General features: G+C 45.8%; 14 protein-coding genes. 12 read left to right on the top strand and 2 right to left on the bottom strand.

All coding sequences use genetic code 11. The features are described 5' to 3' along the window. The first annotated feature begins 25 nt into the window (after nucleotides 1–25). From ACT6PV_RS11970 to ACT6PV_RS11925, 10 genes are all read left to right on the top strand, one after another. On the top strand, nucleotides 26–850 hold the full coding sequence (locus tag ACT6PV_RS11970) for a hypothetical protein (RefSeq protein WP_445116561.1): 825 nt from the start codon (nucleotides 26–28) through the stop codon (nucleotides 848–850). A gap of 86 nt (nucleotides 851–936) precedes the next feature. Further along, nucleotides 937–1,929, top strand: coding sequence for an RsiV family protein (locus tag ACT6PV_RS11965; protein ID WP_445117106.1), 993 nt, complete (start codon nucleotides 937–939; stop codon nucleotides 1,927–1,929). 7 nt (nucleotides 1,930–1,936) lie between these two features. Continuing rightward, nucleotides 1,937–2,761: a TatD family hydrolase gene (locus tag ACT6PV_RS11960; protein WP_445116560.1), complete on the top strand. Its 825-nt coding sequence runs from the start codon at nucleotides 1,937–1,939 to the stop codon at nucleotides 2,759–2,761. 275 nt (nucleotides 2,762–3,036) lie between these two features. Continuing rightward, entirely contained in the window at nucleotides 3,037–5,739 is a 2,703-nt protein-coding gene (acnA, locus tag ACT6PV_RS11955) for an aconitate hydratase AcnA (protein WP_445116559.1), read from the top strand. 161 nt (nucleotides 5,740–5,900) lie between these two features. After that, nucleotides 5,901–6,143 carry a hypothetical protein gene (locus tag ACT6PV_RS11950; protein ID WP_445116558.1) on the top strand — a complete coding sequence of 81 codons (243 nt, stop codon included), beginning with the start codon at nucleotides 5,901–5,903 and terminating at the stop codon, nucleotides 6,141–6,143. 260 nt (nucleotides 6,144–6,403) lie between these two features. Further along, nucleotides 6,404–7,180 carry a tRNA threonylcarbamoyladenosine dehydratase gene (locus tag ACT6PV_RS11945; RefSeq protein ID WP_445116557.1) on the top strand — a complete coding sequence of 259 codons (777 nt, stop codon included), beginning with the start codon at nucleotides 6,404–6,406 and terminating at the stop codon, nucleotides 7,178–7,180. 226 nt (nucleotides 7,181–7,406) lie between these two features. Continuing rightward, complete coding sequence (locus tag ACT6PV_RS11940; protein ID WP_445116556.1) at nucleotides 7,407–8,057, top strand: hydrolase; 651 nt, start codon at nucleotides 7,407–7,409, stop codon at nucleotides 8,055–8,057. Nucleotides 8,058–8,301: 244 nt separating this feature from the next. Continuing rightward, the gene (locus tag ACT6PV_RS11935; RefSeq protein ID WP_445116555.1) at nucleotides 8,302–8,973 is read left to right on the top strand and encodes a CsgG/HfaB family protein; all 672 of its coding nucleotides are present in this window, start codon (nucleotides 8,302–8,304) and stop codon (nucleotides 8,971–8,973) included. 18 nt (nucleotides 8,974–8,991) lie between these two features. Then, nucleotides 8,992–9,354, top strand: coding sequence for a DUF4810 domain-containing protein (locus ACT6PV_RS11930; protein WP_445116554.1), 363 nt, complete (start codon nucleotides 8,992–8,994; stop codon nucleotides 9,352–9,354). Further along, entirely contained in the window at nucleotides 9,351–10,037 is a 687-nt protein-coding gene (locus tag ACT6PV_RS11925; RefSeq protein WP_445116553.1) for a DUF799 domain-containing protein, read from the top strand. Before ACT6PV_RS11930 ends, ACT6PV_RS11925 begins: the two co-directional genes overlap by 4 nt. A 43-nt stretch (nucleotides 10,038–10,080) precedes the next feature. Here ACT6PV_RS11925 and dusA read toward each other — a convergent pair whose 3' ends face one another. After that, entirely contained in the window at nucleotides 10,081–11,103 is a 1,023-nt protein-coding gene (dusA, locus tag ACT6PV_RS11920; protein WP_445116552.1) for a tRNA dihydrouridine(20/20a) synthase DusA, read from the bottom strand. 163 nt (nucleotides 11,104–11,266) lie between these two features. Here dusA and ACT6PV_RS11915 point away from each other — a divergent pair, with 163 nt between their 5' ends. Further along, entirely contained in the window at nucleotides 11,267–11,488 is a 222-nt protein-coding gene (locus tag ACT6PV_RS11915) for a hypothetical protein (protein ID WP_445116551.1), read from the top strand. Nucleotides 11,489–12,133: 645 nt separating this feature from the next. On the opposite strand, the gene ACT6PV_RS11910 is transcribed toward ACT6PV_RS11915, so the two are convergent. Further along, nucleotides 12,134–12,787 (bottom strand): IS1595-like element ISAbe5 family transposase, encoded by a 654-nt coding sequence (locus tag ACT6PV_RS11910; protein ID WP_445117078.1) that lies wholly within the window; start codon nucleotides 12,785–12,787, stop codon nucleotides 12,134–12,136. 175 nt (nucleotides 12,788–12,962) lie between these two features. On the opposite strand from ACT6PV_RS11910, the gene ACT6PV_RS11905 reads away from it, so the two are divergent. Next, a complete protein-coding gene (locus ACT6PV_RS11905) occupies nucleotides 12,963–14,708 on the top strand; it encodes a ShlB/FhaC/HecB family hemolysin secretion/activation protein (protein ID WP_445116550.1) in 1,746 nt (581 codons plus the stop codon). Nucleotides 14,709–14,725 lie beyond the last annotated feature (17 nt).

The raw sequence follows: 14,725 nt of genomic DNA, 5'->3' as shown, positions 1-14,725 counted from the left end.
CACCGTAAATACAGGAACACAGATCATGCGGAAGACCGGATTACAGAAGAATAAGATCAAAATCAGATGGGTGCTGTGTCTGAGTGTGTTGGCCGTCAGTGCCTGTGACTCCGGGAAAAATCATGATCAGCAGACTGCACAGGACAAGGGTACTTCGTCAAAAGCCTTGCCGCATTTAACGCTGAAGGAAACCCGGGCGGCTTATGCCCTGCCATTTTGTGAAAAGAAAGACTGTATTGAGATGGATATTCAGACCATTCAGACGCAGGATGCATGGCTGAATCAGTGGATTACAGATCACCAGGCCATGGTGGTTCAGAGCCAGATTGGTTTAAGGCAGAACATGACGCTGCAACAGGCGGTGGATGCCTATATCAAAAAATCAGATGCCTGGCAGGCAGAGTTTGATCAGAATCCGGCTTATGAATTGCATATGCAGACGCGAATTGCATCGCAGCGAAATCAATATGTGCTGTTGCAGATTTCAGTCAACAGCCGACAGGCAGATACATCAATACAGGAACGACAGTATTTCTTTGTAGCTGATCGCAAAATGAAGAAAAATCTGAAGGTTCTGGATGTCATTCAGGCCGGTGAGCAGAATAAAATGAATGGTTTTATTCAGACACAATATCTGCAATGGCTGAATAAGCAGGACAGTCATATCAAACAGGCGGCACCGAAAAAACTCTACTGGGGACAGTCCGACTGGTTCTTTGACGGTGAAGGGGTAGGGTTGCATTATCGGACCAGTGAAATCACTGATGATGGCAGCCAGCTTGATATTTATCTGTCGAAGGAACAAACTCAACAGGTATTAAAGCCTGAAGTTTATAAGCAAATGTTTTAGGGGATGTGGTGGCTGGTGGCGGATGTGCATCGCTCTGGCCCGGCGAAAAAGTTGATGGATTCTGGAACAGGTATAGGGTTGGTATGATGTTAAATGATAGAACGGCTGCGGCACTTGGCGTATTGATTTCAACACTGGCATTGCTGGCCTGTCAGCCAAAGGCTGATCAGAAGCAGCAGGATACTGAGCAGCAAAGTGTTTCAGAAGTACAGGATACCACACTGACATTACAGGGAAATGCTGAAAAATTACCATTGGAGATCCCTGAATGCGGTGGTAACAGTTGTCCTGATTTTTCAGTGGACCGGCTGCATACGAATCAGTTTGTGGTGGATGACATCATTGACCGTGAGATTCTGAAAAATCTTGACCGGATCCTCGAAATCAGCAATCAGAGCCCGCGTATTCAGGCTGAAAAAGCCAGAACCGTCAAGCAGATTGCAGCAGTCGATCAGCAACTGTCCGCCAGTGCCGCCATTGAAAAAAATGCAACCAGAACAGCCGCTCAGCAGATGGCCGGGCAGGTACAGCCTTATGTGACGGCATTTCTTGCACTGGATCAGGAATTGAAAACGCTGGGGGCAAGTGGCCGGATCAATTTAATGGTCAGCCCTAAAATCCTGAATTCGGGTGTCAATGGGCCACTGGCAACCGTGGTGCTGAACACCACCAGTTACCTGGGAGGCGCACATGGCTCATCATCACAGACGTATTTAAATTTTGATTTAAAACATCAGAAACAGGTTGAATTGAATGATTTGCTGTTGCCGGATCAGAAGCCGAAGCTGGAGCAACTGGCACATGGGGTATTTAGCCAATGGGTGACTGAATCGAAACTGGCGGACAGTGTGCCTGAATATGAGCAGGTGTGGAAATTTAAATTATCCAGTAATTTTTATCTGGCGAAGCAGGGGCTGATTCTGCAATATGGCGAGTACGAAATTGGCCCTTATGTGGTGGGTTTGCCCCGGCTGGTAATTCCCTATGCACAATTGAAAAATGTCCTGAAACAACAATATTTGCCTGCTGAGGTATCGGTTGAGCAGGCGCAGGCCTCCGTTGCTGCCGGAAAGGGCTAGCTAGGCAATGGCTGAACTGGCGTTGTTTGATACGCATACCCATTTTGATGTTTCTGATTTTGATGCAGATCGGAAGCAGCTGGCGTATCAGGCAAAAGCGGCCGGTGTGGAAAAACTGATATTGATCGGATTTATTCAGCAGAGGTTTCAGTTGCTGACGCAGACCCATCACTTTCTGAATCAGCTTGCCTGCGCACCACGGAGTTATCTGGCGCCAGGGTTGCATCCTTCCTATATTGAACAGCATCAGACAGCGCATCTGACGGAACTGGAAAACCTGCTGCGTACAGAGGATTGTGTGGCTGTGGGCGAAATAGGGCTGGACACCTATCTGAAACAGCATAAGCAGGCAGATATTTTCCAGAAGCAAAAAGATTTTTTTTCAGCACAGCTGGAAATGGCCCGGCAATTTCAGAAACCTGTGCTTTTACATATCCGCAAGGCACACGCTGATGTGATTGGCTTACTCAGACAGCATCAGTTTAAACAGGGCGGAATTGCCCACGCCTTCAGTGGTGGCGTCGAGGAAGCCCGTGCCCTGATCAGACTCGGTTTTAAAATCGGGGTGACCGGACAGATCACCAGTCCCAATGCAAAAAAACTGCATACGGTGGTTCAGGCCATTGGCGCAGAACATGTAGTGCTGGAAACGGATTGCCCCGATATGACACCGCTATGCTGTCAGACGTCGCATGAACACCGGACCCGCAATGTTCCGGCAAATTTACCCTATGTACTGGATGGACTTGCCGCCACCCTGAATCTTCCCCGCCAGCAACTGGCACAGATGGTCTGGGATAATGCGCATCAGGTGCTTGGCCTGGCGATTTAATGGTCAAATCATCTGAAATGCCCGAATGATTCCAAAACAACACTTTTCATCTTTTTGGTGGCGGGAATACCGGTCAGTTCAGCACCATTTTAAAATGATTAACGGTCAGCATCAGAAATGAAATTCTGAGTCTTTCCAGTGAGATGCTGTTATTTGAAAATAATTTGAAAATTAACCAATAAGTAACACGGAAGGCCCGAATTTGGCATAAATTAGAATGGTATCCACCTCGTTAGCCGAATGATCATTTCATGCCAAGCCAGAGGAGCAGATTCATGGCGAAATATACCGATATTAATAGCTTTAATGCGCTACAGACATTACAGGTTGCTTCAGAAAGTTATCAGATCCTCAGTCTTAAAGTAGCCCAGCAGCAACTGGGTGACATTTCCAGACTTCCCAAATCCCTGAAAGTGCTGCTTGAAAACTTATTGCGTTTTGAAGACGGTCAAACTGTAAAAGTGAAGGATATCCAGGCGATAGTTGACTGGCAGAAAAACAGAAGCTCTGATCAGGAAATTCAGTATCGGCCTGCGCGTGTACTGATGCAGGATTTTACCGGTGTCCCTGCCGTGGTTGACCTGGCTGCAATGCGTGCAGCGGTTGAAAAAGCCGGAGTGGATCCTGAAAAAATTAATCCACTTTCACCGGTGGATCTGGTGATTGATCACTCTGTTATGGTCGATTATTTTGCCACTGAAAAAGCCTTTACACAGAATGTGGATGTTGAAATGCATCGTAATGGCGAACGTTATCAGTTCCTGCGCTGGGGGCAGTCTGCATTTGATAATTTCAGTGTGGTTCCGCCGGGGACCGGGATCTGTCACCAGGTGAATCTTGAATATCTGGCACAGGCGGTCTGGCTGGGCGAAAGTGATGGGCAGCGCTTTGCATTTCCGGATACCCTGGTTGGCACAGACTCACATACCACCATGATCAACGGGTTGGGTGTACTGGGTTGGGGTGTCGGCGGAATTGAAGCCGAAGCGGCCATGCTGGGCCAGCCGATTTCCATGCTGATTCCGGAAGTCATTGGCTTTAAGCTGACCGGTAAATTAAAGGAAGGCATTACCGCAACAGATCTGGTGCTGACCATTACGCAGATGCTGCGTAAAAAAGGCGTGGTGGGTAAATTTGTTGAATTTTATGGAGACGGCCTGGCAGATTTACCATTGGCGGACCGGGCAACCATTGCCAACATGGCACCGGAATATGGTGCAACCTGCGGATTTTTCCCAATTGATGAGGTCACACTGGGCTATATGCGTTTAACCGGGCGTAAGGACGAACGTATTGCGCTGGTTGAAGCCTATTGCAAGGAACAGGGTTTATGGCGCCATGCCGGCGACGAACCGGTCTTTACCGACACCCTGAATCTGGATATGGGAACCGTGGTGGCGAGTGTTGCCGGACCAAAACGGCCACAGGATCGTGTTGCCTTGCCGGACGTACCCCGGACGTTCAGCGCATTGATGGAACTGGATTTAAAACCGGCCGATGCTCAACCCAGGGCCGCCGCAGATGAATCACACTATGTCATGGAGGGGCAGCGTTATCCGTTGATCCATGGCGATGTGGTGATTTCCGCAATTACTTCATGCACTAACACCTCCAACCCAAGTGTGATGCTTGCAGCTGGTTTACTGGCGAAAAAAGCAGTGGAAAAAGGCCTGCAGCGCAAACCGTGGGTGAAAAGCTCACTGGCGCCGGGCTCCAAAGTGGTGACGGATTATCTGCTTGCCGCAGGCCTGACCCCTTACCTGGACCAGCTTGGCTATAACCTGGTGGGCTATGGCTGTACCACCTGTATCGGTAACTCGGGTCCGTTGCCAAAACCGATTGAAGATGCTGTCCAGTCCTATGACCTGAACGTGGCGTCAGTACTTTCGGGAAACCGGAATTTTGAAGGTCGGGTACATCCGCTGGTCAAAACCAACTGGCTGGCTTCGCCACCACTGGTGATTGCATTTGGTCTGATGGGCAATATCCGTCAGGATATCACTTCCGAACCGCTGGGTGTGGATCAGCAGGGACAGCCTGTTTATCTGAAAGATATCTGGCCGACTCAGCATGAGATTCAGGATGCCCTGCAAAAGGTCGATACTGAAATGTTTCATAAGGAATATGCGGCAGTTTTTGATGGGGATGACCAATGGCAATCGATTCAGATTCCACAGAGTCAGACCTATGAATGGGCCGGGGATTCAACCTATATCCGCCATCCACCGTTCTTTGATCGCATCAATGAACCGGCGGCATCCATTCAGAATATTGAAAATGCCCGCATTCTTGCAGTGCTGGGTGATTCGGTGACAACTGATCATATTTCTCCGGCCGGAAATATAAAAAAGGACAGTCCGGCGGGGCGCTATTTACAGGCGCAGGGGGTTGATCCGAAAGATTTTAACTCCTATGGTTCCCGTCGTGGTAACCATGAAGTGATGATGCGCGGTACTTTTGCCAATATTCGGATTAAAAATGAAATGCTGGGTGGAGAAGAAGGCGGCAATACTATTTATGTGCCCAATGGTGAAAAACTGGCGATTTATGATGCCTCCATGAAATATCAGCAGGACGGTACCCCACTGGTGATTATTGCCGGGAAGGAATATGGCACCGGTTCATCACGTGACTGGGCGGCAAAAGGGACCAATCTACTCGGTGTCAAAGCAGTGATTGCCGAAAGTTTTGAGCGGATTCACCGTTCAAATCTGGTGGGCATGGGCGTTCTACCACTACAGTTTGTGGAAGGTCAGACCCGCCAGACCCTGAATCTGACAGGTCATGAACAATTGTCCATTCACGGTTTATCTGATGATATTCAACCGCATCAGCCACTGGATATTGAAGTGAAGCGTGTGGATGGGACTACGGATCGTTTTAAGGTGTTGTGCCGGATTGATACCTTAAATGAAGTGGAATACTTTAAGGCAGGCGGTATTCTGCATTATGTATTACGTAATCTGATCGCATCTTAATTCATCATGGATGACAGGCCCTGTAACAACAGGGCTTTTTTTGTGCCGGATTTTTTCAGGGTGCCGATGTTCGATTGATACAGGGTTCTGAAATGTAAGATTGCTATAGTCAGACTACTTAATTATTCATCACGTGATTTGATCCAATATATTGATTGTAAATGAAAAATATATTTTTATATGAACTTTTAGAAACTATGGGTTATCAATTAATTTTTTGTACTTTTGAATCATGGATGGTTGTTCTACCGTGGGGCGACATGGATGTCGCCGTTGGCGGACTTGCGCTGCCTTCAAAGCAGTGCTTTATAGTTGCTCAGGACGTACCCCTCGACCAACATGAGCAAAAACAAAGCACAGCTTTTGTTTGCAGCGCAAGGTTTGGCATACCCTACGAAAAGTGAGGTATCGCCTGCACAAACTTATTCAAACTTTCAAAGCAAAATGTGGCAATGAAAGCTTTTTTTAAATCAAACAATTCACTTGCTCATGCAATTGATTTAATTGAAAATATTAATTAAGAGAAATTATATTCATGTGTATGAGTTTTTTGACAGGCTGGCTATAGTCGGAAAAATCATGCGTGGACCCGATACATGATTGCATCCTTTCCAGTGTGAATTCCGGTAAAATGGTGCTGAATTTCCCGGACTCATGATGTGCAATGACAGACCTTCTCCCTGACGATGAATATGACCGCCGTTTTGCCGGTGCTGCCACAATTTACGGAGACGATGCCTTTCATCATTATGTGCAAAGTCATGTCATGGTCATCGGCATTGGCGGTGTTGGTTCCTGGGCGGTGGAGGCACTGGCCCGGACTGGTATTGGTGAACTGACACTGGTGGATATGGACTCGATTGCAGCGTCCAATATCAACCGGCAGTTACCGGCCCTGACCACCACACTGGGACATGAAAAGATTGAAGTCATGGCAGAGCGCTGCCGTGCCATTAATCCCCGCATCAGGGTTAACCTGGTGGATGACTATCTGAGTGCTGATAATGTCAGGGATCTACTGCAAAATACGCCTGATCTGGTGCTGGATTGCATGGATGATGTTAAAGCGAAACTGGCGCTGATCCTGCATTGCCGTTTTAACAAAATCCCATTGATTGTATCCGGTGGAGCCGGTGGGAAACTGGACCCGCTGAAAATTCGGGTGGCAGATTTGTCCCAGACTGAGCAGGACCCAATGCTGGCAAAATTACGGACGCAGTTGCGTACACTGGGCATCTGTAAAAAACCAAAGCAAAAGTTTGGTATCAGCTGTGTCTATTCCACCGATAACCCTTTTTCCGGTGCAACACTTTGTGCCGGTGCGGGCTTGCGTTGTGGAGGCTATGGTTCCGCTGTCGTGGTGACCGCCAGTTTTGGAATGGTCGCCGTGGCTGAAGTATTAAAAAAACTGGCGTTAAAAAAAGTAGATCAGTCTATCTGAGCTGCGATTATTGACGGACATGGATTCTCTAAAGTGCGGGATGTGCAGGATGCAAACGCAGAAATCAGATCGGCCCAGGCTGACAGATCAGGAATATTCCTCCAGGTTACTCTTTTTACCCTTGTTGCCTTATTGTTAATTTATATGCGTAATTAGTTTTTTTTGCCAAACGGTCAACATTTTTTGCCAGCATGTGTAGACAATTAAATGAGATAGGATAAAGAAAATGTCTACTCCAGCTAATTTTAATGGTCAGCGTCCAGTGATTGATCCTGCTGATTCCGTCATGCTGCTTATTGATCATCAGAGTGGTTTGTTTCAGACGGTTGCAGATATGCCCATGATTGAGCTGCGTCAGCATGCGGCGGCACTGGCGAAAATGGCTTCGCTGGCCGAAATTCCGGTTATTACTACAGCATCTGTACCGCAGGGACCCAATGGTCCACTGATTCCCGAAATTCATCAGAATGCTCCACATGCAAAATATGTTCCCCGTAACGGCGAAATCAACGCATGGGATAATCCGGCATTTGTGGAAGCGGTAAAGGCGACCGGGAAAAAAACCCTGATTATTGCAGGGACAATCACCAGTGTCTGCATGGCTTTCCCGGCGATCAGTGCCATTGCAGAAGGCTATAAAGTCTTTGTCGTGGTGGATGCATCAGGCACATACAGCAAAATGGCTCAGGAAATCACCCTGGCCCGGGTGGTTCAGGCCGGTGCGGTGCCGATGGATACTGCAGCCGTTGCTTCTGAGATACAGAAAACCTGGAACCGTGAAGATGCAGAGGAATGGGCAACAGTTTATACGCAAATTTTCCCGAGCTACCAGCTGCTGATCGAAAGTTATAAGGAAGCACAACAAGCCGGATCATGATGAATGACATAAAAAGCCACCCGTCGCATGCGGGTGGCTTTTTATTATTTTGAATATACAGGTTTTTTGGAGATTATCATCAATGACCATTCAGTTGTACCGAGTGCTGACTGGATGCATTGCACCGATGCATCTGTTTCATTCAGTATTTGCTATGCAACTTTTAACAGATAGTGTATAACTTTGTTTAAAAATAGAGTTATATCATTCAATTTATTTTAGAAGTGATTGTGTAAGGGTAAAAATGAAAAAACAATTGATTGTCATTGGTTTAATGGGTTTTGCACTCAGTGCCTGTTCTACAACGGAAACATCCAGAAGCATTCAGAGTCCTCAGGTTGCAGCAGCAATTGCGCAGGTGAAATATACCGGTGTGAAGGTTCCTGTGTCCATTGGTAAATTTGATAACCGCTCCAGTTATATGCGTGGGATTTTCTCGGATAATGTAGATCGCCTGGGTGGGCAGGCTAAAACAATTCTGGAAACGCATTTGCAGCAGACCGGATATTTTACAGTGCTGAATCGTGACAACCTGTCTGAGTTAAAACAGGAAGTGGGTTATGCCAATACCAGTCAGGCGATTAAGGGTGCACGCTACGTGATCACCGGTGATGTCTCTGAATTTGGTCGTAAGGAAGTGGGTGATCAGCAGCTTTTCGGTATTCTGGGGCGTGGTAAACAGCAGGTTGCCTATGCCAAAGTCAATCTGAATATTGTGGATGTGCGGACATCTGAAGTGGTTCATTCGGTACAGGGTGCAGGGGAATATGCATTAAGTGCCCGTGAAGTACTGGGATTTGGTTCAACAGCATCTTATGACTCCACACTGAATGGTAAGGTACTGGATCTGGCGGTGCGTGAAGCAGTGAATAACCTTGTGACTGATATTCAGAATAATCGCTGGTCGGCTCAATAATTCAGGCTTGTTGTACTTATGAAAAGAATTTTATTTTGCGTTGTATTGGCGCTGGGGGGATGTGGGACTGCGCCTGAATCGTTATATGGCTGGGGCAGTTTTCCACAGCAGACATATTTAATGTACAGTGCGCCAGGGAAAGCCTTGCCATCGGAACAGATTATTCAGCTGGAGTCAGAACTGGAGAAATCCAGGGCAAAAAGTCTGGCGGTTCCTCCGGGTCTATATGCACATCTGGGCCTGATGTATTTACAGATCAATAACGCTCAGAAAGCAGGTGAATATTTTCAGCTGGAACGTCAGGTTTATCCGGAATCCACGGTACTGATGGATCGTATTTTGAAAAAAATGAATATGAAAAGTGAGCCGCCACAGTCATGATCAGAAAAATTTTAGTCCTTTTGGTGGTTTTATCAGGGCTGTCATTTGGTGGATGTGCGGTATCTCCTGCCGTGAACAACAAGGATATTTCCGCTTTCCAGACACATATGCCCAGATCAATTTTAGTCTTACCACCGGTCAATGACTCACCGGATATCAAGGCAACCTATGCGTACTGGCCGACAGTCACCATGCCTGTTGCTGAAGCAGGTTATTATGTTTTTCCTTTATCTGTCGTGGATTATATGTTTAAGGAAAATGGTATTACCACCAGTCATGATGCCCAGGAAATTCCACCTCAGAAATTGCAGGAGATTTTCGGTGCAGATGCTGCGTTATATATCAGAATTAAGGAATACGGTTCTAAGTATCAGGTGATTCAGAGTGTTGCTACGGTGTCTGCTGAAGCGAAACTGGTGGATTTAAAAACCGGCGATACGCTGTGGACCGGAGAAGACAGGGTGGTTCAGTCCAGTAATAATGGCAATAATGGCCTGGTGGTGGCGCTGGTTGGAGCATTGGTCAATCAGATTGCCGGGAGCCTGAAGGATGCTTCCTATCCATTGGCTTCGACACTGAATCAGCAGTTATTTACACCGAGATCATCCCGTCCGGGTGTGGGGTTGCTCTATGGACCACGTTCACCGCATTATCAGCAGGATGGCCTGGCAAACCGCCGATAACTTCTATTATGATTTGTCCCTGGAGTCCGATCCTGTATCGGTTTCAGGGGAGTTGTTTTTCCTGTAAATACGTTTCCGTGCGCTGAATGGCGTCCTGAATGTTACGGATTGCATCATACACGTTGGTCATAGTGGTGGCATTGCCACCGCTTAAAGCCTGGCGCCATTTACGTGCGCCGGGTAAATGCTGAAACAGGCCCAGTATATGTCGTGTAATGATGGAAAGCGGTGCGCCTTCCTGCAGACGGTTCTCAATATAGGGCAACATCCGGTCGATAATTTCAAAGCGATCCGGTGCGTCCAGATTCCACAGTTGTCCCAGTTCAGCCAGCAGATAAGGGTTGTGATAGGCTTCACGGCCAATCATTACACCGTCCACATGTTGTAGATGCTGTCGGGTCTCGGCAAGTGTCTTAATCCCGCCATTGATCTCAATGCTTAACTGTGGCCGTTCCTGCTTTAAACGGTAGACATCTTCATAGCGCAGGGGCGGGACATCACGGTTTTCTTTGGGAGACAAGCCCTGTAACAGGGCAATGCGGGCATGTACAATAAAGTTATGACATCCGGTCTGGGCAACGGTATCAACAAAATGCAGCATTTCCTCATAAGACTGCATCTCATCAATCCCAATACGGTGTTTAACAGTCACGGGGATATCCACTGCATTCTGCATCTCTGCGATGCATTCGGCCACCAGTTCCGGCTCAGCCATCAGACAGGCCCCGATTTTATTGTTCTGTACCCGATCACTGGGACAACCCACATTCAGATTGACTTCATCGTAGCCCCAGTCCTGTGCCATACGGCTACAGGTGGCCAGATCTTTCGGATTTGAGCCGCCCAGCTGCAATACAACCGGATGTTCTTCGTGGTTATAGTCCAGGTGACGGTTTGCGCCGCCAAACAAAATGGCACCGGTGGTGACCATTTCTGTATACAGGATAATATTCGGGTTAAATAAACGGGCAAAGAAACGGTAGTCGCGCGTTGTCCAGTCGAGCATCGGGGCGACGGATATACGTGGAAGCTTTGATATATCTGCGTTTTGTTTTAAATTAGTCATTTAAACACCTATGATAACCCGTAACATTTACGATAAATTTGTATCTTTCCCTATCTTTTTTGCAACTCTTGCAACTCATTCAGCGGTTAATCAAAAATAGTTGCAGGTATGAGCGATATCACAGAGTTAAAAATCCAAAACCCAGGGTGCCAGCTACAAGGCTGTGATCAATATTCGTAAGCCAGGTGAGGGTATTGGGTACTTTGATACTGAAATATCCAGTACCAGCGCTTTGGCAAAAGCGCGGCTAAAAAGAGAAGAGGACAGATTAGAAAAGAATCCTCACTTGCTGTCAACAGATAAAGATGCGGTTGCATCTGCCGTCATGTCGTTGTCGTTGGCAATGACCAGGTATAAATCCGAAATTTCAGACTATGAGGGCTAAGGCATTCACATTGGATATGCTGAAAAAGTTCGATATTTCTCAAAAGTCACTGTCAGCTCAGGTTTGAGCTACTACAATGCTAAAGTCTGTACTTGATCATGCAGATATATGGCTGGGCCTATACACAGGTCGTCATTTGGGTGAACTTGCCACGGCTTGAAATACAGCATTATGCTTGTGAGCACCAAAAATGGTATTTGGAAGGCATTAAACATTCAGCGAAATAGAATAATGATAAATAAATGGTTTATGGTGTCTGATGAAGTAGCAGAAATTATTGCTGAATTGCTGAATTGCTGAATTGCTGAATTGCTGAATTGCTGAATTGCTGAATTGCTGAATTGCTGAATTGCTGAATTGCTGAATTGCTGAATTGCTGAATTGCTGAATTGCTGAATTGCTGAATTGCTGAATTGCTGAATTGCTGAATTGCTGAATTGCTGAATTGCTGAATTGCTGAATTGCTGAATTGCTGAATTGCTGAAGCCTGAAATCCGTAAAAAGATGCTGTTACGTGGTAGTTAGCGTGCTGCTACAAAGCGGCTCGTCGTGAACAGCCGGTACAACAAAGGGCCTGTGATCTTCTGGATATGCAGAATAGTCTGTATGAAAAGATTTATTTTTTGGGGCTGTACTAGATAAGGTTTAAATTCCAGTCCAAAATCGCAAAACTTTCAATTGTTGTTTTGGGCTTCCATAGTTAAATCTAAACTCGCATTCTTTCAAAAACAAGGGAAATGATTCCTTCGGAATACCATTATATTTTCGCAGTATTCTTTTCGCTTGATTCCAAAAATTTTCGATCCCATTAATATGATTTTTCCCATTTGCAAAGTGAGTAGAATGATTAATTCTATGATGGCAGAACCCCGCAACATCCAAAGCATTGTAACTACGCCATTGATCAGTATAGACGATGCTATCAGGTGTTATTTTCTTTGCAATTACAGGCATTAAGGTACTGGATTTAGTGTCTGGAACAACAACGGTATAGACCTTTCCATTACGCTTTAATAATCCAAAAACTATCATTTTATCAGCAGCACCACGACCACGCTTACCTTTACGAGTGCCGCCAAAATAGCTTTCATCTAACTCAATCTCACCATCAAATATTTCGAGAGCTTCCATCTCTAAATAATAAGCAATAATTTTACGAACTTTAGTAAAGAAAAGAGCAGCCGAATTATGATGAATTTCTAATAAATCAGCAGCAGCTCTTGCAGTTACACCGAGCACGAAAAACTCCAGCAACTTTAATTGAGTTTTCTTATTTAATTTACAATTGGTTAGCTTCATTTTCATAGATTAGCACATTGCTAATCTAGTACAGCCCCTATTTTTTTATTCAGCAGAAAAAATGTGATTTAACACGGACATCAATGGATTCCCCCTTTTTGTAACATCGCTTTACAGTATTTAACACATTTGGAATAATAAATAGTCAAGTATGTTACAATTTTATAATTATCTAATGAAAAAATTTAAAAGAACCCCGGTTGCGATCAGTTTATTTTTGTTGGTTGCCTCTTCTTTCGCATACACTGCTGAACCACCACCTCGACCTGAGTTTGAAGCTGATGCGATTATACGCCAACAACAACGTGATCAGGCTTTAGAACAACAAATTCAACCTGAAGTATCGGTGAGTGCTGGTTTAGAACAACAACTGCAAAAGTCAGCTCAACTGCATAATTTACAATCGCACAGTGAAACCCCCTGTTTTGAAATTAAAAAAATTCTTCTGGAAGGGGACGAGGCTCATCAATTTATTTCTGATTTTAATGTCATTACGGTTGGTGAAGATAATATTATTGGGCGTTGCCTGGGAGTGAATGGATTAAACCAGGCACTTGACCTGGTTCAGAACAAGATTATAGCTGACGGTTATGTGACGACACGGATCTTGCTTCCTCAACAGAATATTGCATCTGGTGTTGTACGCGTCCGTGTCATTGCCGGTCGGGTTGATCGGATCAGGTTCGTGGAGGGTACTTCAAAACGTGCACATAAATTCAATGCCCTCCCTGTAAAAGCAGGCGATTTGCTCAACATTCGTGATATTGAACAAGGCCTGGAAAACTTTAAACGCGTGCCTACGGTTGAAGCTGATTTTAAAATCGAACCCTCTGTAAATAATACAGCTCCAGGCTATAGCGATCTGGTTTTGGCATGGCAACAATCTAAACCGTATCGATTACATTTAGGTGTGGATGATTCAGGGTCAAATGCCACAGGAAAATATCAGGGCACAGCGACATTATCTTTAGATCATTTACTGACGTTAAACGATTTATTCTATGCCAGTTATAACCATGACTTAGGTGGTGGGGACTCGGGGAAGCGTGGGACGGATGGCTACTATATCAGCTATAGTATTCCTTTTGGTTATTGGATGCTGACCAGCAGTGTCAGTCGTTTTAATTATAATCAAAACGTCGCTGGTGATAGTCAAAGCTATAACTATAGCGGTGAAAGTACATTGATTGGTACAGATGTATCCCGTGTACTGTATCGGGATTCACACCGTAAAACGATGGCTTCCTTTGGGGGCTGGTATCGCCAGTCACACAACTATATCAATGATGTCGAAGTTGAAGTGCAACGCCGAAAAACTGCGGGTTGGAAAATCAGCCTGGATCATAATGAATACCTATCCACTGCGACCTTAAATGGTAATGTCACCTATAAACGCGGTACGGGTGCATTTAATGCGATGCGTGCCCCGGAAGAAGAATTTGGTGAAGCCTATACCCGCGTTGGTATTTTACAAGCCAATGCCAGTTTGCAAGTGCCATTTCGGGTTGGGCAACAGAACTTACAATATCTTGCTGAATGGCGTATGCAACACAGCAAGAAAGCCCTGACGCCACAGGACCGGTTCTCGATAGGTAACCGTTATACCGTGCGTGGCTATGACGGTGAGCAAACGCTGATGGCCGATAATGGTTTTTTGATTCGCAATGAACTAAGTGGTTCGATTGCGAAACTTCCAATGCAATGGTACAGCGGTATTGATTATGGTGAAGTGGGCGGAACCACCGCACATTATCCCAATCCATTGGTGGGAACCAGCTTGTTAGGCGCAGTGATTGGTTTACGCGGACAGCTCGTTAAGTCGGTCAGTTATGACGTATTTGTTGGTGTGCCGTTGAAAAAGCCTGACTATTTTAAAACCGATGATTTCACCACAGGGTTCAGTGTGAACTGGATGTACTAGGCCGCACGTTTGATTGT

The organism is Acinetobacter sp. WZC-1, from assembly GCF_052544965.1.
This window is presented reverse-complemented; position numbering and strand designations above follow the sequence as displayed.

Coding starts and splice junctions, on each gene's coding strand:
- ACT6PV_RS11970 (WP_445116561.1), top strand. CDS start 26: ATGCGGAAGACCGGATTACAGAAGAATAAGATCAAAATCAGATGGGTG.
- ACT6PV_RS11965 (WP_445117106.1), top strand. CDS start 937: ATGTTAAATGATAGAACGGCTGCGGCACTTGGCGTATTGATTTCAACA.
- ACT6PV_RS11960 (WP_445116560.1), top strand. CDS start 1,937: ATGGCTGAACTGGCGTTGTTTGATACGCATACCCATTTTGATGTTTCT.
- acnA (WP_445116559.1), top strand. CDS start 3,037: ATGGCGAAATATACCGATATTAATAGCTTTAATGCGCTACAGACATTA.
- ACT6PV_RS11950 (WP_445116558.1), top strand. CDS start 5,901: ATGAAAAATATATTTTTATATGAACTTTTAGAAACTATGGGTTATCAA.
- ACT6PV_RS11945 (WP_445116557.1), top strand. CDS start 6,404: ATGACAGACCTTCTCCCTGACGATGAATATGACCGCCGTTTTGCCGGT.
- ACT6PV_RS11940 (WP_445116556.1), top strand. CDS start 7,407: ATGTCTACTCCAGCTAATTTTAATGGTCAGCGTCCAGTGATTGATCCT.
- ACT6PV_RS11935 (WP_445116555.1), top strand. CDS start 8,302: ATGAAAAAACAATTGATTGTCATTGGTTTAATGGGTTTTGCACTCAGT.
- ACT6PV_RS11930 (WP_445116554.1), top strand. CDS start 8,992: ATGAAAAGAATTTTATTTTGCGTTGTATTGGCGCTGGGGGGATGTGGG.
- ACT6PV_RS11925 (WP_445116553.1), top strand. CDS start 9,351: ATGATCAGAAAAATTTTAGTCCTTTTGGTGGTTTTATCAGGGCTGTCA.
- dusA (WP_445116552.1), bottom strand. CDS start 11,103: ATGACTAATTTAAAACAAAACGCAGATATATCAAAGCTTCCACGTATA.
- ACT6PV_RS11910 (WP_445117078.1), bottom strand. CDS start 12,787: ATGAAGCTAACCAATTGTAAATTAAATAAGAAAACTCAATTAAAGTTG.
- ACT6PV_RS11905 (WP_445116550.1), top strand. CDS start 12,963: ATGAAAAAATTTAAAAGAACCCCGGTTGCGATCAGTTTATTTTTGTTG.